Here is a 23,103-nt window from a genome sequence, read left to right on the forward strand (position 1 = left end):
ACCGTGGGACGCCTCGTACCAGCCGTGACCCGGGCTCTGGACATCCTCGAGCTCTTCCTCGACGGGGACGGGACGCTCTCCGCCCCCGACATCGTGCGCAGGCTCCAGCTGCCGCGCACCACCGTGCACGAACTGGTGACCACGCTCGCCGCGCGGAAGTACATCGTGCCGGTGACCGGCCGGCCCGGCCGCTACCGGCTCGGCGTACGGCCGTACCAGCTCGGCGCCCGCTACGCCGAGCACCTCGACCTCGCCGCCGAGGGCCAGCAGGTGGCCCGGTCCGTCGCCGAGACCTGCGACGAGACGGTGCACGTGGCGATCCTGGAGGACACCGACGTCATCTACATCGCCAAGGTGGACTCCACCCACGCGGTGCGGATGGTGTCGGCGGCCGGCCGCCGGCTGCCCGCCCACTGCACCTCGGTGGGCAAGATGCTGCTGGCCTCCCTCCCCGAGCGGGAACTCGCCGCGCGCCTGCCCGCCGACGCCGAGCTGGCCGCGATGACCCCCAACAGCATCACCGACCCGGCCGCCCTGCGCGAGGCCCTCACGCAGATCCGCGCCCGGGGCGTCGCCGTGGAGAGCCGCGAGTCCAATCCGGACGTCAGCTGCGTGGCCGCGCCGGTCCGTGACCGCACCGGGCAGGTGGTCGCCGCGCTGTCCGTCTCCGTGCCGATGATCCGCTGGAGCGAGGGGCGCCGCACCGAACTGGAACAGCTCGCCGTCAAGGGCGCCGACGACCTGTCCGAGCGGCTCGGCCACCGGGGGACCTCATGACCGGCACAACCTCCTACGAGGTCGCGGTCCGCGCGGAGTCCGTCCTGGGCGAGGGCCCCACCTGGGACCCGGCGACCGGCCGGCTGCTGTGGATCGACATCCTGAACTCCCGTGTCCACACCTACGATCCGGCCACCGGCCGGCGCACCCTGCGCCGCACCGAACAGCACGTGGGCGCCGTCAAGCCCCGCGCGGGCGGCGGCCTGGTCCTCAACCTGCGTGACGGGATCGGCCTGCTCGACCCCGACGACACCTTCCGCTGGCTGCGCCACGAGCCCGTCCCCGGCCGCCGCGGCAACGACGCCGCCGTCGCCCCCGACGGCACGCTGTGGGCCGGCACCATGCGCTACGACGAGGCCACCGGCGGCGGCACCCTGACCCGGGTCACCGGCGACGGCACGGCCGAGACCGTCCTCGACGACGTGACGGTGAGCAACGGCACCGGCTGGAGCCCCGACGGCCGCCTGATGTACTACGTCGACACCCCCACCCGCCGTATCGACGTCTTCGACGTCGACGCGGCCTCCGGCTCGGTCACCGGCCGCCGCCCGCTGGCCGTGATCGAGGACGGCGCGGGCTTCCCCGACGGCCTCACCGTGGACGCCGAGGGCTGCGTGTGGGTGGCGCTGTGGGACGGCGCCGCGGTCCGCCGCTACACCCCGTCCGGCGCCCTGGACCGGGTGGTGGAACTCCCGGTGCCCCGCGTCACGGCCTGTGCCTTCGGCGGCCCCGGCCTGAGCGACCTGTACGTCACCACGGCCCGCGTGGGCCTGGCCTCCCCGCCCCCGCTCGCCGGCTCCCTCCTGGTGGTCCCGGACGCGGGCAGGGGGCTCGCCCCGCCCGCCTTCGCGGGCTGACGGCGCGGCGGGGCACGGGCAGCCCGATGGCCGGGGCGGCCACCGGCACGGCGCCGGGAACCCGGGAGCCCGGAGAGCGAGGCCCGGGTCCATCGACGACCTCCCCGCTCGAAGCGGCGTGCCGCCAGCGGGCGGGACGAGTGAAGCCGGTCGGGCGCCGCCGTGCCGGACATGCCGTCGTGCCCCGGCGGTCCGCCACGAGCAGGAGAGGGTCACCCGGACGTGCCACGCGGGCCGCCGGCCGCCGTCCTCCGTTCTTCCGCGGTCAGCGGCGGCGAGGTCAGGGGCTTTCGGCCCGGGCCGCGCAGAGCTCCCACCACGATGTCCGGGCGCACCCATGAGGTGGGGGCGTCGGACAACGTGATGACGTCGAGGAAGGCCCGGGTGATCTGGGCACGGCCCGTCGCGGCGTGGACCAGCCGGTTGACGTAGCGGTTCACGAGCGCGCTCCCGGACCGCGGCTGCCGGCCCACCGCACCGGGATAGAGGATGTCCTGGGAGGTGGCCAGTTCCCAGGCGATGCCCGCGGGACGGGCGATGGCGCGCTGGACCTCGCGCGCGAGTCCGGGGGCACGGAGCCCGCTGCGGCCCACCGCGGCGCCGAGCTCGACGAGACCCTGCGCGGCCACCGCCATCCCCTGGCCGTAGAGCGGGTTGTACGTGGCCACCGAGTCGCCGACCACGACGAACCCGTCCGGCCAGGCGGGCGCCTGCTCGAAGTAGCGGCGCCGGTTGACCGTGCTGCGGGAGACGGTGACCTCCTCCGTGAGCGGTGTGGTCAGCGAGAGCAGCTCGCCCACCACGGGGTGCCGGACCGAGCGGGCGAAGGACTCGAACCGGTCGGGCTCGCGGGACGGCTCACCTCCCCGCGTGCCCGAGAGGGTCACCAGCCAGCGGCCCCGCTCGACGGGGACGATCGTCGCCGTCCGGCCCGGCACCGGCTCGCCGGGGTCGGACTGGACGTTGACGATGGGGAAGTCGTCGCTGCCCGCGGGCGCCCGGTAGAAGCGGCTGGCGTACACCAGCCCGGAATCGACTTCGGCCTCCCTGATGCCGTCCACGCCCAGCTCCCGCAGCCACTGTGTGGCGCGTGACCCGCGGCCGCCGGCGTCCACGACGAGATCGGCGTCGAGGGTCAGCTCCTTCCCCTCCGGCGTCCGTACGCGCACGCCGGTCACGCGGGTGGCCGTCCCCTCCAGGGCCCGCATCTCGTGTCCCTGCAGCAGTCGCACCGCCGGCATCCTCAGGACCTGCTCGCGCACCACCCAGTCCAGCAGGTCGCGGGTGCACGCGATCATGTACTGCATCTCGGGCCAGCGCCTGAGCCAGCCCTGAGCGGTCATCGACACCAGGCCGGTCGGCAGGGGGATGCGCCGGGCCCCGGCCGCCAGCCAGCGGTCCGTGATGCCGGGCATGATCCGCTCGAACGCCCGGGCGCCGCCGGACCACAGCACGTGCACGTGGCGTGCCTGGGGAAGCGATCTGCGCGGCTCGGGCCCCACGGGCAGGGCGTCGCGCTCGACGACGGTGACCTCGTCCGCGGCGTCGGCCAGGGCGGCGGCCGCGAGCATGCCGGCCATTCCGCCGCCGATGACCACGGCACGGCGGGGTGCGGCACTGCGGGCGGTCCGGTCAGGGGGTGTCATGACGAACTGCTCTCTGGAGAGGCTGCGAACTGGCGCGCAGCGGTGACTGGGGCGACCAAGGGGGACTCCACGGCGCGCGACAGGTGCACGAGCCGCTCACGTTCTGAGCTGAGGATCGAGGTCAGCGCCAGGGCTCCGGCGGCACTGGCCTCCTCGGACCCCCGCAGCGGACCTCTGGAGCGCGCGTCCACCGCGGCGACCACCATGGCGGCCGCCCCCACGACATCCGCGTCTTCCTCCGGCAGCCGGCTCTCGATCGCTCTGTCGTAGGCGCGTTGCCGGACGAGGTCGTCGAAGTACGGCTGAAGATCGAGCAGTTCGTCGTGGATGGCGGTCTCCCGCACGGCCAGGCGCATGTCGGGATCGGACCACCACGGGATGCGCGGAAGCACACGCCGTTTCCCCGGCGTGCGCAGGAGCCGCCACAGTACGCCCAGACGCGCGTAGTTGACCCAGCACCGGACCAGGCCACTGATCTGCGGACCCAGCAGCGGCAGCAGGAACCCGAAGGTCACGATCAGGCCGCCCGCCGCGACGATCGGCGGTGCCACCGTCGTGCTGAGGGCGTCCCAGTCGCGGCCGCTCCACCGGCCGATGACCGCGGACAGCTTGGCGATGCCGAACACCAGGTTGAGCACGAACCCGACGACCAGGACGACCAGGCCCGCGCGCAGCCACCGCTGCACCTGCCGCGCCCAGCTCAGGCACAGCGCCGTCGTGACGGCGGCGGAGGTGATGTGGGCGACGAGGTAGGTGACGATCATCTCGCGGAGGAAGGGCGTGGTCGCGTAGTAGGTGTCCAGGTCGCGGAGCCGCTCGACGGGAGCGTCCCCCAGCGCGAAGAACACGGGAAGGGCGACGATGACCGCCGTGTAGCCGGCGATCCACCGCCGGGAGTGACGCCGGATCGTCTCCGGCGGTCCGCCGCGCCAGTTGACGATCAGCACCAGACAGGCGCAGCTGAAGGCGCACATGATGGAGTAGACCAGTGGGCCCGAGAAGTTCGGGATGCCCGTGAGGTCGTTGACCGTGACGATGGTGGGCGGGGCGGCGAAGAAGAAGCAGACGCCCGCGGTGAAGAGCAGGAAGTGGGCGGAACGCACCAGCGGATCGCGCCAACCCCGCCGCAGAGCCGGGAGTTTGACGACGAAGGCGATGCCGAGGGCGATGGCGGGAAGGTAGTAGTCGGAGTTCCGCACGCGTCAGCCCCGGCGGTGTCCGAGCGATGCCTGGATGCGCCGCGCCAGCTCGCTGCGCGGTGCCACCGTGTCCGCGTCCTCCAGCCAGCCGCGCAGGCGGCCCGCGAGGGTCAGGCCGAACAACTCGGCGTCGGACTCCTCGTTCCGGTCGAAGTCGGTGCGTGCCGCCACCTGGAGAGCGGCTGCCAGGTCGGCCTCGTCCGCCAGCAGACGCGCGGCGACCGCGGGACCGGGCTCGTGCCGGCCGGCGTGACCGGCGACCATGTGCCAGGCCTCGTGCCCGAAGATGACCACCTGGTGCCAGGGACTGGTGTTCTCTTGCACGCAGATCAGGTCCCGGTCCGCCATGTCCAGGTACAGTCCGCTGGCCGTGCCCGGCGGGAATGTCACCAGGCGGTACTCCACCGGTCTGCCGCGACGCCTCGTGAGCCGGGCGCACAGGGTGTCGAACAGCTCCACGGGGGTCGACGGCCTGGCCAGACCCTCGAGAGCCTCCACCAGATCGTCGCGGAGCCTGCGCATGGCGCCCTTGGTGCTCACTTCTCTCCCCGGGTGGCTGATGACGTCGGACGGGTCGGCGGCGGGACGACGCACGCCGCGACGCGGCCGGCGGCGCACTTCACCCTCCCGCCGCCGGCACCGGTGCTCCACGCGCGTCACCCCCTGTGCCACGTGAGTCGCTGAATTGTACGAACCCCCCTCACTTTAGGGGCGGGCAGCGCTCTTCGGCCGGGTGATGCGAGAAGCCGCCGCCCTTCCGGACCCCGAGTTCTTGTCCGAACCATTGACGTGTCCCCGCCCGGCCCTTACGGTCCGTTCGAAGTTACGGGCGTCATTCGATATATCGAACAAGCTGTGCGAGGTGCGGCCCGTGCGGGCGTGACTCCTCCGACCACGAGATCCCGACAGATGGGGCAGGGCATGGGACGACCTGGCCTGAATCGCAGGCACTTACTGGCCGCGGCGGGCGGCCTGACGGTCGCGGGCAGCTTCGGCTTCGCGGCCCTCGGCACCGGCGTCGGACGCCCTGACCTCCGACGCCGGCACACGGGTGCGGTACTGGAACCTCTTCAGCGGCGGCGACGGCTACAACATGATCGCGATGCTGGACGCCTTCCGGAAGGACCACCCCGGCATCGACGTGAAGGACTCCACCTCAGCTGATGGCCGGCGGCCTCGTGGCGAGCCTGCCGCTGATCGTCGTCTTCGTCTTCTTCCAGCGCCAGATCGTGGCGGGCGTCGCGCACACCGGCCTCGCCGGCCAGTGACGTCCTCCGCCGTACCGGCACCGGCACCCGCACCGGCGAACCTCCGAAAGGAAAAGATGCGTACCGCCCGCTTCACCCTCGACCCCGCCTTCACCGTCGGCCCGGTCGACCCCCGCCTCTTCGGCTCCTTCGTCGAACACCTCGGCCGCTGCGTCTACACCGGCATCCACGAACCCGGCCACCCCGCCGCCGACGCCGACGGCCTGCGCACCGACGTCCTGGACCTGGTCCGCGAACTCGGCGTCACCGCGGTCCGCTACCCCGGCGGCAACTTCGTCTCCGGCTACCGATGGGAGGACTCCGTCGGCCCCGCCGAGGACCGCCCGCGCCGCCTCGACCTCGCCTGGCACTCCACCGAGACCAACCGCTTCGGCCTGTCCGAGTACATCTCCTTCCTGCGGAAGATCGGCCCGCAGGCCGAGCCCGTGATGGCCGTCAACCTCGGCACCCGGGGCGTCACCGAGGCCCTCGAACTCCAGGAGTACGCCAACCACCCCGCCGGCACCGCCCTGTCCGACCTGCGCACCGCGCACGGCGACAAGGACCCCTTCGGCATCCGGCTGTGGTGCCTGGGCAACGAGATGGACGGCCCCTGGCAGACCGGCCACAAGACCGCCGAGGAGTACGGCCGCCTCGCCGCCGAGACCGCCCGCGCCATGCGCCAGCAGGACCCCGGCGTCGAACTGGTCGCCTGCGGCTCCTCGGGCCGCTCCATGCCGACCTTCGCCGCCTGGGAGGCGACGGTCCTCACCGAGACCTACGACCTGGTCGACCACATCTCCCTGCACGCCTACTACGAGCCGCACGACGGCGACCTCGACTCCTTCCTCGCCTCCGCCGTCGACATGGAGTCCTTCATCGAGGACACCGTCGCCACCTGCGACCACGTCGGCGCGAAGCTCAAGTCCACGAAGAAGATCACCCTCTCCTTCGACGAGTGGAACGTCTGGTACATGTCCCGCTGGCAGGAACAGGCGGAGACCTTCGCGCAGGACGACTGGCCCGAGGCGCCGCGCCTGCTGGAGGACCACTACAGCGTCACCGACGCCGTCGTGTTCGGCTCGCTGCTCATCGCCCTGCTCCGGCACGCCGACCGGGTCAAGATCGCCTGCCTCGCCCAGCTCGTCAACGTCATTGCGCCGATCCTGACCGAGCCGGGCGGCCCCGCCTGGCGCCAGACGACGTTCCACCCGTTCGCGCAGGCCTCCCGGTACGGCAGGGGCGAGGTCCTCGACGTCCGGGTGGACTCACCGACGTACGAGACGGCCCGGTACGGCACCGCCGACCTGCTGCACGCCACCGCCGTACGCGCCGACGACGGCACGGTCACCGTGTTCGCCGTCAACCGGAGCCGCACCGGTGCGCTGCCCCTGGAGATCGCCCTCGGCGGCCTCGGCCTCACCACGGTCGTGGAACACAGCGTCCTCGCGGACGCCGACCCCGACGCCCGCAACACCCTCGACGAACCCGAGCGGGTCACCCCGCACCCGGCCGAGGGCACGGACCTGGCGGACGGGCGGCTCACCGCCGTACTGGAACCACTGTCCTGGAACGTGATCCGGCTGGCCTGAGCCCGACGGCGTGACGAACACGACGAAACATGACGAACATGGCGAAGGGGGCCGCCGGAGGGGCCGCCGGGGCGGTGGGTCACCGCCCCGGGGACTCCACCGGCTCCACCGGCACCCCGCCGCGCACCGCGCCCAGCAGCGTCAGCCGCACCTCACCCAGGCCGGCGGGTGTGGTCCCGTCGGACAGCACCGCCAGGGCCAGTGTGTTGGACCCCCGTGTGCGGAGGATCCCGTTCGGCAGCACGAAGGTGTGCTGCGGGCCCACATCGTTGATGTACTGGCCCATGTTCCAGCCGTTCAGGAAGATCTGGACGCGGTAGGCGCGCTCCGGCCCGTCCTCGAGGACGAGACCGATCGACCCGTCCACGTCCGGATCGACGTCCAGCCGGAAGTCCGTCCGGTACCAGGCCACCCCCTGCCGCCGGTCCTCGCGCGGAAGGTCCACGGGCTCCCAGTCCCGGTCGTCGTGGCCCGGCAGATGCCAGCCCTCGCGCTCCCCGTACAGCCCGCCGTTGTTCAGCGCCCCCCGCACCCGGTCCGGCGTCCCCGCCCCCTGGATCCGCCAGCCGATCTCCCGGGAGGCGCCCTCGAAGGCGACGGAGGTCAGCCCGCGCCCGGCCCCGGACGCACCGTCCGCCTCCCCGCCCCCGCTCCCGGGCCCGCCGTCGTCGGCGGTGCTTTCCTGAGCGGCCTGCTGCATCGGCCGTACCAGCACGGACAGCACCCGTCCGCCCCGCTCGCGCAGCCGCTCGGGCACGGCGAAGGCGGCCGTGGCGGTCCAGGTGCCCCGGCCCACCGTGTCCTCGTCCGGCACCGGCATGCGGTGCGTGCCCAGCGGCTGCCCGTCCAGCCAGGCCATCAGCAGCCCCTGCGTCCCCGTGCGGTACGACAGGGACACCGAGGTGATGCCGCGCGCGTCCTCGAAGCGTCCCCGGTACCAGACGTCGCCGTAGTGGAAGCCGTAGTCGTCCGCGGACAGCACGGGCCGTCCCTCGGGCACGGGAGCGCCGCCGCGGGAGGCGGTGCGGTCGGCGGCCGTCCACCGCGCGTCGTCGAAGTCCGGCTCGGCCTCCGGGTTCTCCGTCCGCCGCCGCCAGCCGTCGAGCGCGGGCAGGGACGGCGCGGGCGTGGCCGGCAGCAGCCCCTTCATCACCAGGCTCCCGGCTCGGCTGGCCGTGGTGCGCACCGGCTGCCCGTTCCAGGTCACGGCGGTGACCCCGCGCGGCGCCCACACCTCCAGGCCGGTCTCACCGGCGACGTCGCCGGTGAGGTGGACGGTGGCGCCTTGCAGCGTGGCCGAGCGCAGCAGCGCCGGACCGTGGACCAGCAGCGGGCCGGACGGGGTCTCGTGGGGCCACAGCCGCAGCGCGGTCGCGTCGTCGGCGAACAGCAGCAGCATGGGCGTCGTCGAGTCGCCGTTCTCGACCAGCACCCGGCTCAGCCCGCCCACCCCCAGCGGCGTCACCACGTTCAGCCGGCCCTGGGCGTAGGACCAGGCGGGCTCGGGATCCAGCCGGTTGGTGAGCGGCTGGACGTCGCAGGCGAGGGAGACCTGTGCCGTCTCACCGGCCCGGCCCACGAACGCGGCGATGTCCTGCCGCCCGACGGCCAGCCGGAACAGCGGCTGCGCGGTGGAGAACGCCAGCTTCCGCCGCCCCAGCCGCAGCCCGGTGACGAGCAGTCTGGCGTCCCGCGCCCCGACCGTCACGGGCACCTCGATCCCGGTGCCCGGCAGCGCGGAGGTGACCTGCTCGGCAGAGTCGTTGCGCAGGACGTACACCTGGGCGTCGGTGTCGGGATTGGCCAGGTGATGGACCTTCAGCCGGTCGTCCTTCGCCCGCACCTCGCCGGCCGGCTCCAGCCGGGCGAGGTCCGGCACGGTCCGCAGCAGGTGCCCGAGCTGCTGCGGCGGGGCCAGCTTGGAGGTGGGCCGGCGGGCCTGGTCGATCGGGGCCCCGTAGTCGTACGAGGTGTACACGTCGGGCGAGGACAGCCACCCCCAGGACGTCCCGCCGGCCGCCATGCGCACGGTGTGCGCGGTGACCCCGGTGGCGAGCCGGGTGAGGAGGCCGCTCCGCTCGTGCGCCGGGTCCCACTTCTCGCGCACCCCGGCGTACCCCCGGCCGCCGGAGGAGACCCCGCCCCAGGGGTCGGAGGCACCCACGGCCGTCCCGGCGGCGAACCCGGGCGTCCGGGGTCCGTCCGCACGGCCGTCGTCGTGGAACAGCGGTACGTCGATCCCGTCGGCGCGCACCTTCCTGCGGAGGCGGGACAGGTGGGCGCCGCCGTCCGCTCCGGGGGACCGGTCCTCGAACTGGTACAGCAGCACCGTGCCGCCGCCGCCGGTGAACAGGTGCCGGACGGCGATGGCGTCGACCGCGCCCAGCCACTCGTCCACGTGCCGCAGATACGCCGGGTCCGCGGTCCGGGCGGTCACGGTCCGGGCGGCCACCCCCTCGGCGGCCCTCAGCCAGCCGGGGAGGCCACCGGCGTCCAGATCGGCGGATCCCAGGTACGGCCCGGGGCGCAGGACGACGTACAGCCGCTCCTCGGCGGCCATGGTGAGGAACAGGTCCAGGTGCCGCACACCGGTGAAGTCGTGCCGGCCGGGCGCGGGGGAGTGGAGGTTCCAGGGGACGGGAACGCTGACCGCGTTGTGCCCGTGGGCGCGCAGCTTCTGCAGCACGTCCCGCCACAGCGACGGGCTCGGCAGCCGGAAGGGGTGCATCTCGCCCGACCACAGCACCAGCCGCCGGCCGTCGACCAGCAGCGAGTACCGGTCGAAGCCGACCTCGTGCCGCTTGCCGTCCGCGCGCGGCGCGGCGGGCGGCGGGCCCGTCGGAACGGCCTGCGCCGGGTGCGTGCCGGTCGCCGCCCTGCTGCCGGTCAGCGCGAGGCCGAGCGCCGCCGTTCCGGCCAGCGCGGTGAAGGTACGCCTGCTGAGCTCCAAGGGAGCCGCCTCCTGGTGTGCTGCTTGTGCTCCTGGTGGGCCATTGTCTACGGATCGGCCCGCCGCTGTTCACACGAGGTTCCCGGTACGTCGGTTTCGCCCGGTACGAGTGAGGCCGGTGGGGCTCGGGCGGGCCGTTCTCTTTCCCTCTCCCCTGTGAACGCTCCGCCGGTCCGTACGGGACGAATGGCCAAAGTTCGTCCTGCCCGCCGGCCACCGCGCTGCGTACGATGCGAGCGCTCCCGGCCTTCACGTCACCTTCATGCCTCCTTCACGAGGGCCGGGGGTCGTGCGCCCGCTTTCTTGTCAGGTGCATGACGTTTCAACGAAAGAGAAGGCGACACGCGTACGACGTCGCATCCACCCCCCACCGACCGAATAGGGAGAACCATGGCTGGTGGCCTGCTTCTCGGCAGCGCGGTGGCCGCGCTGCTCACCGCCGCGACACCCGCGCACAACCCGTCCTCCGTGTTCGACGACCCGCCCTCGGACAAGATCGTCATCGACATCGCCACGGTGAACGGCTCCGGCTGTCCCAAGGGCACGGCCGCAGTCGCCGTCTCCGAGGACAACACCGCGTTCACCGTGACCTACAGCGACTACCTCGCCCAGGCGGGCGGCACCTCCGACCCCACGGCATCCCGCAAGAACTGCCAGCTCAGCCTCGTCGTCCACGTCCCCCAGGGCTTCACCTACGCCATCGCCAGCGCCGACTACCGCGGCTTCGCCGCCCTCCAGCCCGGCGCGAAGGGCACCCAGCGGGCGTCGTACTACTTCCAGGGCTCCCCGAACACGGAGTACCGCACCCACGTCTACGACGGCCCCCACGACGACAACTGGCAGGCCACGGACACCACCGACTGGGCCCAGCTCGTTTACGCCCCCTGCGGTGTCCTGCGCAACTTCAACATCAACACCGAACTGCGCGTCAGCGCGGGCACCAAATCCCCCGACAAGGTCAGCTTCATGACCATGGACTCCACCGACGGGGACATCAGCACCACCTACCACATGGCCTGGAAGGAGTGCCCGGCCTCCTGACCTGCGAGGCTCGCACGGACACCGGGGAGGCCGGCCCGCCGTCCCGCCGATCCGGGAGGACACGGCCCGGTTCCCCCGGTGAACGGGCGTACGCAGTAAGTCGCCCGAGATGCCAAACCGCTGTCGCGGTACTAGGCTCGGTGGTTGAATGCCGCACGCACGGCACGCCCGGCCGACCGGTTCCCGGTAAAGCGGACCCTGGCCACGGTGACCGCCCGCGAAGGGTGACCCGGAGGCGTCGGCGGTCGAGCCCGTGCTCTGGACGACATGCGGTGACATCAGAAGACCCTGCCGCACTTTCGATGTGCGGCTGCGGCCGTCCGTTCCCGCGCTTCCTCCCGGAGACGCGGGAGATGATGGAGCGAGAGGTATTCCCATGCGAGCACAACGCGCGAAGCGTCTGGCCGCGGTGTCCGCCGCCGGGCTGGTGATGGCCGGTGGCATCGCGGTGGGCACGGCAGGCACTGCTTCGGCGTCCGTCGCGTCCGCGCCCTACAGCCACAGCCAGGGCGACCACCACAACGGCTATGACCGTGGCGGTTATGGCGATCACCGCGGCTACGACGACTACGGCCGTGGCGGTTACGACCACCACCGCGGCTACGACGACTACGGCCGTGGCGGTTACGACCACCACCGCGGCTACAACGACTACGGCCGTGGCGGTTACGACCACCACCGCGGCTACAACGACTACGGCCGTGGCGGTTACGACCACCACCGCGGCTACAACGACTACGGCCGTGGCGGTTACGACCACCACCGCGGCTACAACGACTACGGCCGTGGCGGTTACGGCGACCACCACGGCGGCTACGACCGTGGCGGCAACCACCACTAGGCAGACAAGGACTGATACGACACCAGCAACGGTTCGATGTGCGGCCCGGAACCGGGCCGCACATCGAACCGTTGCTGGTGGGGCCCGACCGGCGGGCCTGCTCAGCCCACCTGGCCCATGCCCGCCGCCTCCGGCCAGTTCTGCGCCTGCGCTCCGGGCCAGCCGGCCATGGGGGCCGGGGAGAGGCCGTCGGTGCCTCTGACCTGGGCCGCCGTGAGGCCGCCACGGGCGGGGACGCCGGGCGGGGTGGGGCCGGCGGGCATCTGCATCTGGGCCGGTACCGGAGCCGGGGCGGGTGCCTGCGGGGGCGGGAAGGACGCCGCGGCGGGTATGGGTGCCGGAGGCGGTATCTGCGCCGGGGCCGCCAGGGGGTGCGGCATCTGCTGGGGGACGGGCTGCTGCGGAACCTGCTGCGGCATCGCGGGCTGCTGCAGGGGCTGCTGCACGGGGTGCGGCATCTGCTGCGGCACCGGCGGGGGCAGCTGCTGCACCCCCGGTGAGGCTGCCGCCGGCATCGGCATCCCGCCGTCCGCGCCCACCGGGAGGGGGGACGGGGCGGCGGGGAGCGGCATGCCGATGCCGGCGGCCGGAGCGGCGGGGAGGCCCGGGGCGTGCGCACCGGCGCCGGCGCCGATGGCCTGAGCGGCGAGGCCCTGGGTGCCGGCGCCGTTGGTCTCGCTGACCAGACGGTCCACTGCCGCCGTGCCCGAGCTGTAGCCGGTCCCTGTGGCCTGCTCGGGCACGGCGGCTCCCCTCCTGGAGGTCCCGTAGAGCACCTGTTCCAGGCCGGACACCAGGCGGCGTACGTCCACCTGGGGACGTACCACGAGACGCAGGAAGCGGCTGGAGGAGCCGATCTTGTTGCCGCACTCGCGGACCAGGAGCCGGTGCTCGGTGAGCATGCGGTCCCGGACCACGGTGCCTTCGGCGCCCACGGGGAGGCGCACGAAGAGGAAGTTGCCCTGGGACGGGTAGACCGTCAGACCGGGCAGTGAGGAGAGCTGGCCGGACATGTCCATCCGGTCGCGGCGCACCTGGTGGAGGCTCTGCTGGTACTCGGTGCCGTGCTCCTTCAGCATGAACACCACGTGCTCGGCGAAGGAGTTGAGGTTCCACTTCGGCAGCATCGAGCGGATGCGGCCCGCGAGCGAGGGGTTGGCGACGAGGTAGCCGAAGCGGATCCCGTGCAGGCCGAAGTTCTTGCCGAGGCTGCGCAGGACGATGACGTTGGGGCGCAGCATCGCCTCCTGCACCACCGACGGTTCCACCTCGGCGTCGGCGAACTCCAGGAACGACTCGTCGATCACCACCAGGTCCAGGTCGGCCATCGCGTCCATGAACTGCACGAGCGCGTGCTTGTGCAGGAAGCCGCCGTCGGGGTTGTTGGGGTTGCAGATCACCGCGACCTTCGTGCCCCGGGCCCGGATGAACTCGGCGTACTGGGCGAGGTCGAGGGCGAAACCGCCGGACTCCTGGAGCGGGAACATGTCGACCCGCTTGCCGGTCTCCATGGGCTGGTCGGTCCAGCGGCCGAAGGTGGGGACGGGGACGGCGAGGGACTCGCGGACCAGCAGGTGGTCGATCCAGGTGATGAGTTCGGTGGACCCGTTGCCCATGGCCACGCACTGCGGCGGGAGTCGGAGCAGGCTGCACAACTCGGCCGTGATGGTGTCGGCGCTGCTCGGGTAGTACGTGATGATGTCGCGCAGCCGGGCCGCCATGTCCTCGAACATGGCGGGGGTGGGGAAGTACGGGTTGCACGGGATGCAGAAGTCCACCAGGCCGGCCCCGTCGCTCTCGCGCGCCAGCGCAGCCATCGACGGGCTGTGCGCCGCGTTGCTGCGGAACAGCGAGGTGACGTCGGCCATGGAACCTCCGGGGACGGCGGGCCCGCCGGGGACGTGGTGGGCCCGTCATGCGTGGGTGGCCCGCGCGGGGGAGCACGGGCCACCGGTAGATACGGAAGGAGGTGTGGCGCTGTTCAACCGGTGTGAAAAAACTGTGACGGAGTGAACCCGGGGCGCGTGAGGTGCGTCGCGCCCCGCGTCAGAGGTCAGACGCCGAACGAGTGGACCGTCGTCGTCCGGTACGTCTCACCCGGGCGCAGGACGGTCGAGGGGAACGACGGCTGGTTCGGCGAGTCGGGGAAGTGCTGGGTCTCCAGGCACAGTCCGTCCCCCTGGCGGTAGACCCGTCCGCCGGTGCCGACGAGGGTGCCGTCGAGGAAGTTGCCGGAGTAGAACTGCAGCCCCGGCTCGGTGGTGGCGATCCGCAGGGTGCGGCCGGAGGCGGGGTCGCGGAGCGTGGCGGCGGGCCCGGGGCGGGCGGTGACGCCCTTGTCGAGCACCCAGTTGTGGTCGAAGCCCTGCCCGTACAGCATCTGCCGGTGGGCGACGCGCAGGTCCCGGCCGACCGGCTTGGCGCGGCGGAAGTCGAACGGGGTGCCGCCGACCCGGGCGAGTTCGCCGGTGGGGATCAGTCCCGCGTCGACCGGTGTGTAGCGGGCGGCGGCGATGGACAGTTCGTGGTCCTGGATCGAGCCGCCGCCCTCGCCGGCGAGGTTCCAGTAGACGTGGCTGGTGAGGTTGACGACGGTGGCCCGGTCGGTGGTGGCCGCGTAGTCGACGCGCCAGTCGCCGTGCCGGGTGAGGGTGTACGTCACCTTCACCCGCAGTGTGCCCGGGTAGCCCATCTCGCCGTCGACGGCGACGTGGTGCAGGTGCAGTCCGACGTCGGACCCCTCGGTGAACGGCTCGACGTCCCAGACCCGCTTGTCGAAGCCCTGCGCGCCGCCGTGCAGGCTGTTGGCGCCGTCGTTGACGGAGAGCTGGTGCTCCTTGCCGTCGAGGGTGAAGCGGCCCTTGCCGATCCGGTTGCCGTAGCGGCCGATCAGGGCGCCGAAGTAAGGGCTGGAGGCGACGTACTCCTCGAGGGTGCGAAAGCCGAGGGAGACGTTCGCACGGCGGCCCCGGCGGTCGGGGATCTCCAGCGACCGGACGATGCCGCCGTAGGACAGGACCGTCATCCGGGTCCCGCCGTTCTCCAGCGACCAGCTGTGGACCCGGGTGCCGTCCGCGAGCGTGCCGAAGAGCGCCCGCACCGGCTTCCCCCGGCCGCCACCGCCACCGCCCCCGCTCCCGGTCGGCGAGGCGTGTGCCGTGCCGCCGCCGACCGCGGTGGCGGCGGCCGCGGCCGCCGCACCCGCCATGACCGTGCGTCTGTTCAGTTCCATACGTTGCAGCTCCCTCATGGAGAGGGCCCCGCCTTCCGGCGGGGCCCGAGCCGACCTACGAACCGACCTTGCGCTTGTTCCACACGTCGAAGCCGACCGCCGCCAGGAGCACCAGGCCCTTGATGACCTGCTGCCAGTCGGTGCCGATGCCGACGAGGTTCATGCCGTTGTTCAGCACGCCCAGGACCAGACCGCCGATGATCGCGCCGAGCACGGTGCCGACACCGCCGCTCATCGACGCGCCGCCGATGAACGCGGCCGCGATCGCCTCGAGTTCGAAGTTGAGGCCGGCCTTGGGAGAGGCCGCGTTGAAGCGGGCGGCGAAGACCAGACCCGCCAGGGCCGCGAGCATGCCCATGTTCAGGAAGACCAGGAAGGTGACCTTCTTGTCCCGCACGCCGGACAGCTTGGCCGCCGGCAGGTTGCCGCCGATGGCGTAGATGTGGCGGCCGATGACGGCGTTGCGCATCACGTAGCCGAAGCCGACGAGCAGCGCGCCGAGGATCAGCAGCACGATCGGGGCGCCCTTGTAGCTGGCGAGCAGCAGCGTGACGGTGAGGATGGCGGCGGTGAGCGCCACCAGCTTCAGCAGGAACAGCTTGACGGGCGGGACGTCGAGGGCGAACTCCTGCTGGCGGCGCCGGTCACGGACCTCCTGGAGCACCACGAGCGCGATCAGTCCGAAGCCGAGCAGCAGGGTGAGGTTGTGGTAGTTCGTCTTTGGGCCGACCTCGGGCAGGAAGCCGTTGGCGACCTTCTGCAGCCCGCGCGGGAACGGGCCGAGGGTCTGGCCCTCCAGGAAGATCTCGGTCAGACCGCGGAAGGTGAGCATGCCCGCCAGGGTCACGATGAACGACGGTATGCCGCCGTACGCGATGAACCACCCCTGCACGGCGCCCGCGATGGCGCCCACGGCCAGGCACAGCACCACCGCCATCGGCCAGGGGATGTCGTTGCGGACCATGAACACTGCGGCCATCGACCCGACGAACGCCGTCAGCGAGCCGACCGACAGGTCGATGTGGCCCGCGATGATGACCAGCATCATGCCGATCGCGAGGATCAGGATGTAGCTGTTCTGCAGCACCAGGTTGGACACGTTGCGCGGCAGGATCAGGTCACCGTCGGTCCACACGGCGAACAGCGCCACGATCAGGCCCAGGGCGAACAGCATGCCGTACTGGCGCATGTTGCGGCGCATGCCGTCCAGCATCAGCCGGAGCAGTCCGTCACCGGTGCCCGCCCCGTTCCTGCCCGGCGGCGCGGCGGCCGGGGTCTTGTCGGTGACATCCGTGCTCATCGGGTTACCTCTTCGTCCTTCTGGTTCTTCTCGCCCTGCGTGTCCCGTGTGTCCCGCGCGTCCTGCTTGTCCTTCGTCATGTGGCGCATCAGCGACTCCTGGGAGGCCTCGGCCCGCGGGAACTCCCCGGTCAGCCGCCCCGCGGCCATCGTGTAGATGCGGTCGCACATGCCGAGCAGTTCGGGCAGTTCGGAGGAGATGAAGACGACCGCCTTGCCCTGTGCGGCCAGTTGGTCGATGACCGTGTAGATCTCGTACTTGGCACCGACGTCGATGCCGCGGGTCGGTTCGTCCAGGATCAGCACCTCGGGACCCGCGAAGATCCACTTGCTGAGGACGACCTTCTGCTGGTTGCCGCCGGACAGCTTGCCCACCGGTTCGAAGACGGTCGGCGCCTTGATGTTCATGGATGTGCGGAAACCCTCGGCGACCTGGCGTTCCTCGTGCTCGTCCACGACGCCCCGCCGGGCGACCTTGCCCAGCGCGCTGAGCGAGATGTTGCGGTTGATGGTGTCGATGAGGTTCAGGCCGTAGTGCTTGCGGTCCTCGGTGACGTACGCGATGCCGTGCCGTACCGCCTCGGGGACGGTCTTCGTGCGGATCTCCCGGCCGTCCCGGAGGACCGTGCCGGCCGCGTGCCGGCCGTAGGTGCGGCCGAAGACGCTCATCGCCAGCTCGGTGCGGCCGGCGCCCATCAGGCCGGCGATGCCGACGATCTCGCCGCGCCGGACCTCCAGGGACACGTCGTCGACGACCTTGCGCTGCTGGTCGATGGGGTGGTGCACGGTCCAGTTGCGGATCTCGAGCGCCGGGGCCGTGCCCTCCTCCGGGTGGTGCGGGGTCCGCTCGGGGAAGCGGTGCTCCAGGTCGCGGCCGACCATGCCGCTGATGATCCGGTCCTCGGTGGTCTGCGCCGCCTTCACGTCGAGCGTCTCGATGGTCTGCCCGTCCCGCAGGATCGTCACCGAGTCGGCGACCTTGCGGATCTCGTTCAGCTTGTGGGAGATGATGATCGACGTGATGCCCTGTTCCTTCAACTGGAGGATCAGGTCGAGCAGTTTGCCGCTGTCCTCGTCGTTGAGCGCCGCGGTCGGCTCGTCGAGGATGAGCAGCTTCACCTTCTTCGACAGCGCCTTGGCGATCTCCACCAACTGCTGCTTGCCCACGCCGATGTCGGCGACCCGGGTCTCGGGGTGGTCCTCGAGCCCGACCCGGCGCAGCAGTTCGGTGGCGTGCCGCAGCGTCTCGTGCCAGTCGATGCGGCCGCGCCGGGTGTGCTCGTTGCCGAGGAAGATGTTCTCCGCGAGGGAGAGGTAGGGCACCAGGGCCAGTTCCTGGTGGATGATGACGATGCCGCGCTGCTCGCTGGCCCTGATGTCCTTGAACCGGCAGGTCTCCTCCTCGAAGAGGATCTCCCCTTCGTAACTGCCGTGCGGGTGGACGCCGGAGAGGACCTTCATCAGGGTCGACTTGCCGGCGCCGTTCTCGCCGCAGATGGCGTGGACCTCGCCCCGCCGGACGGTCAGTGTGACGTCCGACAGCGCCTTGACGCCGGGAAAGGTCTTGACGATCGAGCGCATTTCCAGGACGGGTCCCGCCATGGTCGTGCCTTCCAGTCAGGGGTGGATCGGTCGGTGGCGGCGGTTACTTGAGGTCGCTCTCCTTGATGTAGCCGGAGTCGACGACGACTTCCTGGTAGTTCTCCTCGTCCACCGCGACCGGCTCCAGCAGGTAGGCCGGTACGACCTTCGCCCCGTTGTCGTAGGTCTTGGTGTCGTTGACCTCGGGCTCCTTGTCGTTGAGCAGCGCGTCGACCATGTTCGTGGCGACCTTGGCCAGCTCACGGGTGTCCTTGTAGACGGTCATCGACTGCTGGCCGGCGATGATCGACTTCACCGAGGCGACCTCGGCGTCCTGGCCGGTGACGATCGGCAGCGGCTTGCTCTTGGAGCCGTAGTCGTCCGACTTCAGGGCGGACAGGATGCCGATGGAGATGCCGTCGTAGGGGGAGAGGACCGCGTCGACCCGCCCGGTCTTGTAGGACGAGGTCAGGATGTCGTCCATGCGCTTCTGGGCGGTGCCGCCGTCCCAGCGCAGGGTGGTGACCTGGTTGAGTTCGGTCTGGCCGGACCGGACGACGAGCTGCTTCTTGTCGATGTACGGCTTCAGGGCGTTCATCGCGCCCTGGAAGAAGTAGCGGGTGTTGTTGTCGTCGTTGGAGCCGGCGAACAGCTCGATGTTGAACGGCCCCTTCTCGCTGCCGTCCTTCAGACCGAGCTTGTCCAGGATGTAGTCGCCCTGGAGTTCGCCCACCTTCTCGTTGTCGAACGAGGCGTAGTAGCCGACGTTCTCGGTGCCGAGGATCAGGCGGTCGTAGGAGATCACCGGGATGTCGGCGTCCTTGGCCTGCTGCAGCACGTTGTTCATCGACTTGTTGTCGATGGACGCCACGATCAGCGCCTTCACGCCCTGCGTGATCAGGTTCTCGATCTGCGCGACCTGCTGGTCCGGGTCGTCCTCGCCGTAGACCAGCTTGGTCTTGTAGCCCTTGGACTGCAGGTCCTTCTCGACGTTGTTGCCGTCGGCGATCCAGCGCTCGGAGGACTTGGTCGGCATCGCGATGCCGATGGTCGCCCCCTCGGGTCCTCCCTTGTCCTCCTCGCTGCCGCCCTCGCTGTTCTGGCCGCAGGCGGACAGGGTGAGGGCGAGCGAGGCGGCGGTGGCCACGGCGGCGAGGGCGCTTCTGCGGTTACGCATGATCATCATCCTTGAGGTGTGTGCCGGGGCGGTGACGTGCGGGCCGGACAGAGGGGCGACGTCGCTTCCGGGGCAGGGTGTCTGACGAGAACCGAGAAAGGAGTGTGTGGGATTGTGCGCGACTGTGTCTACTTCTGTGAAGTCGAGTTTCCGGAACGTTATGACGGGGTGTCGAACCGGCGCAGATCGCCCGGAAGCCGCGAACCGAGGGGCGCCATGTCGCCGTCCGCGCCGTGCCGGGCGAGCAGATCCAGGACGAGCCGGCCGCGCCGCACCCGCTCCTTCGCGGTGGCCAGGGTGAGTTCCCGCATGTGGTGCCCGTACGGATAGATCCCGGGCGCCTTGGCCAGGCCGAACTTCAGGTACAGCGGCGCGCCGCGCCGGATCAGCTCCGCGACCTCGTACATCCGCACATAGCCGCCGAGGTCGTCGGGGGCCTCGATGTACATGTCCATCGGAGTGGCCGAAACCCGTCGTATCTCGGTGAGATGATCGAGCGTCAGGTCGCTCGGCACGTTGATCGAGTCGGCGCCGAGCTGCTCGTACACCGCGTACGAGGCCGGGTTCACCGGTCCGACGAGTGCCGAGACCTTCAGCGTGGTGTCGGCCGGGATGATGCCGGCCGCCCGCGCCCGGTGCAGCGTCCACAGCACGCCCTCGTCGGCGACGAGCAGGCACTTGACGCCCGACTCCGTTGCCCGGACGGCGTCTTCGACGCACCCGGCGACCGCGTCGTGCCCCCGGGCACGCGGTCCGGCGCCCTGCGAGTCGGTACGGGTGGAGCCGCCGATGTCCCAGGTGCCGCGCGGGCCGGTGAACAGGCAGAGCTCGATGTCCCGTTCGGCCGTGGCGTCGACCATCTCGGTGAGTTCGGCGTCGGTCAGCATCCACACGCCGCTGCCCTGGCTGATCCGGTGGATCGGCACGTCCAGCCGGGAGGCCTCCTTCAGCACCACCGCCAACGCCTCGGGCCCCTCACAGGAGGGGACCTCGGTGCGCCAGCGGCCTCCGCCGGGAAAGGAGTGCGGCGAGGCGTCGGCGGGGTCGGGGGCGGGAGCGCCGAGGCCGAGCGCGGTGAGCGCCTGCTCACCGGGCCTGCGGGGCGCCTTGGCGGAAGCGTCGGTCACGAGATGTCCTTTTGTTCGGTGGGCCGGACGAGGTTCGCGGCCCGGGGTGGGGCGGGTGTCTGCGGTGACGAGGGGAGGGACGGGAAGGACGGGAAGGACGAGAGGGGTGGGAGGGAGGGATGAGAGGGGCGGAGGAGGGACGGGCCGGGTGTGGGACCGTCAGGTCGCCCCCTCACCCGGCCCGTCCCCGGCGGCTGCCGGGCTCACGGGCGCAGCAGGACCTTGCCCACCGCGGGGTCGCCCGACCCCACCAGCTCGATGGCCCGGGAGAAATCGGCCAGCGGCAGTTCGTGCGTGACCAGGGGCAGCGGATCGAGCAGCCCGGCGGCGAACACCCGCACCGTGTGCGCCCAGGCGTCCGGCGCCGCCCCGAAGACGGTGTGCACCTCCAACTGCCGTACCACCAGATCCGTCGGATCCAGACCGTCCGCGCCCGGCGCCGGGATGCCCGTCAGGACGAGCCGCCCGCCGCGCCTCAGCAGCGAGGCCGCGGTACGGGCCGCGTCGGCCGACCCGGCGGTCTCGATCACCACGTCGAAGTCGTCCGGGAGCTGCCGGTCCTTCGTGCGGAAGTCGGTGGCGCCGTACCGCCGGGACAGCGCCTCACGGTCGTCCCGGCTGCCGACGACGAGCAGTTCGGCCGGGGAGTGCGCGCGCAGGAACTGCACCGCGAACATGCCGAGGGTGCCCGTACCGACCACGGCGACCCGCTCACCGGGCACGGCGTTCGCCTTGAGCGCGGCGGCGGCGATGCAGGCCGCCGGCTCCAGCAGTGCCGCCGCGGTGAGGTCGGCCTCGTCCGGCAGGACGTGCAGCAGGCGGGCCGGGAGGGTCAGCGTGGCGGCCATCGCCCCCGGTCGGGTGAACCCGGTCTCCTCGTACCCCGCCGAGCACAGCGTCGTCTCACCGGCGTGACAGCGGTCGCACACCTGGCAGTTGCGGAAGCCCTCCCCGACGACCTTGCGGCCGGTGAGCGAGGCCGGCACCTCCGCGCCCACCCGCAGCACGGTCCCGGACCACTCGTGGCCCGGGGTGAGCGGGTAACGCACGTACCCCTCGGGCCGGTTGCCCTGGTACACCTCGCGGTCGCTGCCGCAGATGCCGGTCGCGTGCACACCGACCAGCGCCTCGCCGGGACCGGGGTCGCGCGGCTCGTGCGCGACGAGGCGGTGCGTGCCGGGGCCCTCGACGACGACGGCGAGCGAGTCGGCGGCGACGGAGGCGGCCGCGGCGGGCCCGCCCGGGTGCGCGGTCACTTCGTGCCCTTGGGCTTGCGCTGCTCCCAGCCCTCGGCCCACAGGTCGAACCGGGCCTGCTGCTGCGGGAATTCGGCCGCCGCGTCGACGTCCAGCTCCACCCCGAGCCCGGGGGCGTCGGAGAGGTGGAAGCAGCCGTCCTGGGGGTCCACCTGCGGGGCGCCCTTGACGACCTTCTTGATCTCCGCGTCCGCGAAGTCGTTGAAGTGCTCCAGGACCTTGAAGTTCGGCGAGGTGAAACCGACCTGGAGGGACGCGGCGGTGAGCACCGGACCGCCGACGTTGTGCGGCGCGACCAGCATGTAGTGCGTCTCGGCGGTCGCCGCGAGCTTGCGCGTCTCCCAGATGCCGCCGATGTGGCCGACGTCCGGCTGCAGGATGTCGACGGCCTGGCTCTCGAACAGCTCACGGAACTCGATGCGGTCGTGGACGCGTTCACCCGTGGCGAGCGGGATGTCGACCTTGGCGGCGACCTTCTCCAGCGCCTTGAGGTTCTCCGGCGGCACCGGCTCCTCCAGCCAGGCCGGGTCGAACGGCGCGAGTTCCCTGGCGAGTCGGACGGCGGTGGCGGGGGAGAAGCGGCCGTGCATCTCCAGCATCAGCTCGGTCTCGGGGCCGATGGCGTCACGGACCGCCTCGATCAGGGAGACCGCGTACAGGCTCTGCCGGTGGTCGAGTTCGAAGTGTCCGGTACCGAACGGGTCGATCTTCAGGGCCCGGTAGCCGCGCTCCACCACCGCCTGCGCCGCCTTGTGGTACGCCTCCGGGGTGCGCTCGGTGGTGTACCAGCCGTTGGCGTACGCCTTGACCCTGTCGGTCACCTTTCCGCCGAGCAGCTGCCACACGGGCACGCCGAGGGCCTTGCCCTTGATGTCCCAGCACGCCATCTCGACGACGGCGATGCCGGACATCACGATCTCGCCGGCGCGGCCGAAGTCGCCGTACTTCATGCGGCGGACCAGGTCCTCCACGGCGAAGGGGTCGCTGCCGAGGATGTGGTTGGCCTCCGCCTCCCTCAAGTAGCCCAGCAGGGCGTCGGTGTGGCCCAGCATCCGGGTCTCGCCGATCCCCGTGAGCCCCTCGTCGGTGTGCACCTGGACGTACGTCAGGTTGCGCCACGGAGTCCCGACCACGTGTGTGCTGATTCCGGTGATACGCAAGGCGGTTGCCCCTCGCTGCGTTGTGGACCCTGTTCTCGCCAGTGTCGTCGGTTTCGTTGATGGACGTTCGATATTTCGACACACGTTCGAAATGCTGGCGTGACAGTAAGGACGGGGTGGC

The 23,103-nt window shown here is 71.4% G+C and carries 17 protein-coding genes and 2 pseudogenes; 7 read left to right on the forward strand and 12 right to left on the reverse strand.

Annotated features, from left to right (window positions below; all coding sequences use genetic code 11):
• Nucleotides 1-3: 3 nt before the first annotated feature.
• Nucleotides 4-777 (forward strand): IclR family transcriptional regulator, encoded by a 774-nt coding sequence (locus ACTWJ9_RS23245; protein ID WP_443294724.1) that lies wholly within the window; start codon nt 4-6, stop codon nt 775-777.
• Complete coding sequence (locus tag ACTWJ9_RS23250) at nt 774-1,634, forward strand: SMP-30/gluconolactonase/LRE family protein (RefSeq protein ID WP_387040967.1); 861 nt, start codon at nt 774-776, stop codon at nt 1,632-1,634. Before ACTWJ9_RS23245 ends, ACTWJ9_RS23250 begins: the two co-directional genes overlap by 4 nt.
• 212 nt (nt 1,635-1,846) lie before the next feature.
• Here the strand turns inward: ACTWJ9_RS23250 and ACTWJ9_RS23255 are convergent, their stop codons facing one another.
• The 3 genes from ACTWJ9_RS23255 to ACTWJ9_RS23265 are packed head-to-tail and all read right to left on the reverse strand — an operon-like array spanning nt 1,847 to nt 5,001.
• Entirely contained in the window at nt 1,847-3,280 is a 1,434-nt protein-coding gene (locus ACTWJ9_RS23255; protein WP_387040964.1) for an FAD-dependent monooxygenase, read from the reverse strand.
• Nucleotides 3,277-4,479, reverse strand: coding sequence for an MAB_1171c family putative transporter (locus tag ACTWJ9_RS23260; RefSeq protein ID WP_387040961.1), 1,203 nt, complete (start codon nt 4,477-4,479; stop codon nt 3,277-3,279). Before ACTWJ9_RS23260 ends, ACTWJ9_RS23255 begins: the two co-directional genes overlap by 4 nt.
• A 3-nt stretch (nt 4,480-4,482) precedes the next feature.
• Complete coding sequence (locus tag ACTWJ9_RS23265; protein WP_279338066.1) at nt 4,483-5,001, reverse strand: toxin-antitoxin system, toxin component; 519 nt, start codon at nt 4,999-5,001, stop codon at nt 4,483-4,485.
• A 399-nt stretch (nt 5,002-5,400) separates the two neighbouring features.
• Between ACTWJ9_RS23265 and ACTWJ9_RS23270 the strand changes: the two are divergent.
• From ACTWJ9_RS23270 to arfA, 3 genes and pseudogenes are all read left to right on the forward strand, one after another.
• A pseudogene (locus tag ACTWJ9_RS23270) lies at nt 5,401-5,635 on the forward strand (extracellular solute-binding protein); the annotation flags it as partial.
• Nucleotide 5,636: 1 nt separating this feature from the next.
• Nucleotides 5,637-5,747, forward strand: a pseudogene (locus ACTWJ9_RS23275) (carbohydrate ABC transporter permease); the annotation flags it as partial.
• Nucleotides 5,748-5,803: 56 nt separating this feature from the next.
• The gene (gene arfA, locus ACTWJ9_RS23280) at nt 5,804-7,318 is read left to right on the forward strand and encodes an arabinosylfuranosidase ArfA (RefSeq protein WP_279338067.1); all 1,515 of its coding nucleotides are present in this window, start codon (nt 5,804-5,806) and stop codon (nt 7,316-7,318) included.
• 79 nt (nt 7,319-7,397) lie between these two features.
• Here the strand turns inward: arfA and ACTWJ9_RS23285 are convergent, their stop codons facing one another.
• Nucleotides 7,398-10,268 (reverse strand): glycoside hydrolase family 35 protein, encoded by a 2,871-nt coding sequence (locus ACTWJ9_RS23285; protein WP_387040958.1) that lies wholly within the window; start codon nt 10,266-10,268, stop codon nt 7,398-7,400.
• A 390-nt stretch (nt 10,269-10,658) separates the two neighbouring features.
• On the opposite strand from ACTWJ9_RS23285, the gene ACTWJ9_RS23290 reads away from it, so the two are divergent.
• Nucleotides 10,659-11,309, forward strand: coding sequence for a DUF4360 domain-containing protein (locus tag ACTWJ9_RS23290; protein WP_279336204.1), 651 nt, complete (start codon nt 10,659-10,661; stop codon nt 11,307-11,309).
• A gap of 376 nt (nt 11,310-11,685) precedes the next feature.
• Nucleotides 11,686-12,150, forward strand: a complete 465-nt coding sequence (locus ACTWJ9_RS23295) for a hypothetical protein (protein ID WP_443294725.1) — start codon at nt 11,686-11,688, stop codon at nt 12,148-12,150.
• Between the two features lie 101 nt (nt 12,151-12,251).
• Here the strand turns inward: ACTWJ9_RS23295 and ACTWJ9_RS23300 are convergent, their stop codons facing one another.
• From ACTWJ9_RS23300 to ACTWJ9_RS23335, 8 genes are all read right to left on the reverse strand, one after another.
• Complete coding sequence (locus ACTWJ9_RS23300; RefSeq protein ID WP_443294726.1) at nt 12,252-14,018, reverse strand: pyridoxal phosphate-dependent aminotransferase; 1,767 nt, start codon at nt 14,016-14,018, stop codon at nt 12,252-12,254.
• Nucleotides 14,019-14,203: 185 nt separating this feature from the next.
• Nucleotides 14,204-15,382 carry an aldose epimerase family protein gene (locus ACTWJ9_RS23305; protein WP_279336208.1) on the reverse strand — a complete coding sequence of 393 codons (1,179 nt, stop codon included), beginning with the start codon at nt 15,380-15,382 and terminating at the stop codon, nt 14,204-14,206.
• Between the two features lie 55 nt (nt 15,383-15,437).
• Nucleotides 15,438-16,682 carry a multiple monosaccharide ABC transporter permease gene (mmsB, locus tag ACTWJ9_RS23310; RefSeq protein ID WP_279336209.1) on the reverse strand — a complete coding sequence of 415 codons (1,245 nt, stop codon included), beginning with the start codon at nt 16,680-16,682 and terminating at the stop codon, nt 15,438-15,440.
• Nucleotides 16,679-18,283 (reverse strand): multiple monosaccharide ABC transporter ATP-binding protein, encoded by a 1,605-nt coding sequence (gene mmsA, locus ACTWJ9_RS23315; protein ID WP_279336210.1) that lies wholly within the window; start codon nt 18,281-18,283, stop codon nt 16,679-16,681. Before mmsA ends, mmsB begins: the two co-directional genes overlap by 4 nt.
• 43 nt (nt 18,284-18,326) lie before the next feature.
• Nucleotides 18,327-19,439: a multiple monosaccharide ABC transporter substrate-binding protein gene (gene chvE / locus ACTWJ9_RS23320; RefSeq protein WP_387040489.1), complete on the reverse strand. Its 1,113-nt coding sequence runs from the start codon at nt 19,437-19,439 to the stop codon at nt 18,327-18,329.
• Nucleotides 19,440-19,597: 158 nt separating this feature from the next.
• Nucleotides 19,598-20,566 carry a hypothetical protein gene (locus tag ACTWJ9_RS23325; RefSeq protein WP_443294727.1) on the reverse strand — a complete coding sequence of 323 codons (969 nt, stop codon included), beginning with the start codon at nt 20,564-20,566 and terminating at the stop codon, nt 19,598-19,600.
• A 203-nt stretch (nt 20,567-20,769) separates the two neighbouring features.
• Nucleotides 20,770-21,822, reverse strand: coding sequence for a zinc-dependent alcohol dehydrogenase (locus ACTWJ9_RS23330; RefSeq protein WP_387040491.1), 1,053 nt, complete (start codon nt 21,820-21,822; stop codon nt 20,770-20,772).
• On the reverse strand, nt 21,819-22,982 hold the full coding sequence (locus ACTWJ9_RS23335; protein WP_279336214.1) for a mandelate racemase/muconate lactonizing enzyme family protein: 1,164 nt from the start codon (nt 22,980-22,982) through the stop codon (nt 21,819-21,821). Before ACTWJ9_RS23335 ends, ACTWJ9_RS23330 begins: the two co-directional genes overlap by 4 nt.
• Between the last annotated feature and the right edge of the window lie 121 nt (nt 22,983-23,103).

The sequence above is a fragment of the Streptomyces sp. GDS52 genome (genome assembly GCF_052246875.1).
Lineage (GTDB): Bacteria > Actinomycetota > Actinomycetes > Streptomycetales > Streptomycetaceae > Streptomyces > Streptomyces cathayae.

Bases quoted from the DNA above. Each gene is read 5' to 3' on its own strand.
- ACTWJ9_RS23250 (WP_387040967.1), top strand. From the start codon at position 774: ATGACCGGCACAACCTCCTACGAGGTCGCGGTCCGCGCGGAGTCCGTC.
- ACTWJ9_RS23255 (WP_387040964.1), bottom strand. From the start codon at position 3,280: ATGACACCCCCTGACCGGACCGCCCGCAGTGCCGCACCCCGCCGTGCC.
- ACTWJ9_RS23265 (WP_279338066.1), bottom strand. From the start codon at position 5,001: ATGCGCAGGCTCCGCGACGATCTGGTGGAGGCTCTCGAGGGTCTGGCC.
- arfA (WP_279338067.1), top strand. From the start codon at position 5,804: ATGCGTACCGCCCGCTTCACCCTCGACCCCGCCTTCACCGTCGGCCCG.
- ACTWJ9_RS23290 (WP_279336204.1), top strand. From the start codon at position 10,659: ATGGCTGGTGGCCTGCTTCTCGGCAGCGCGGTGGCCGCGCTGCTCACC.
- ACTWJ9_RS23295 (WP_443294725.1), top strand. From the start codon at position 11,686: ATGCGAGCACAACGCGCGAAGCGTCTGGCCGCGGTGTCCGCCGCCGGG.
- ACTWJ9_RS23300 (WP_443294726.1), bottom strand. From the start codon at position 14,018: ATGGCCGACGTCACCTCGCTGTTCCGCAGCAACGCGGCGCACAGCCCG.
- ACTWJ9_RS23305 (WP_279336208.1), bottom strand. From the start codon at position 15,382: ATGGAACTGAACAGACGCACGGTCATGGCGGGTGCGGCGGCCGCGGCC.
- mmsB (WP_279336209.1), bottom strand. From the start codon at position 16,682: ATGAGCACGGATGTCACCGACAAGACCCCGGCCGCCGCGCCGCCGGGC.
- mmsA (WP_279336210.1), bottom strand. From the start codon at position 18,283: ATGGCGGGACCCGTCCTGGAAATGCGCTCGATCGTCAAGACCTTTCCC.
- chvE (WP_387040489.1), bottom strand. From the start codon at position 19,439: ATGCGTAACCGCAGAAGCGCCCTCGCCGCCGTGGCCACCGCCGCCTCG.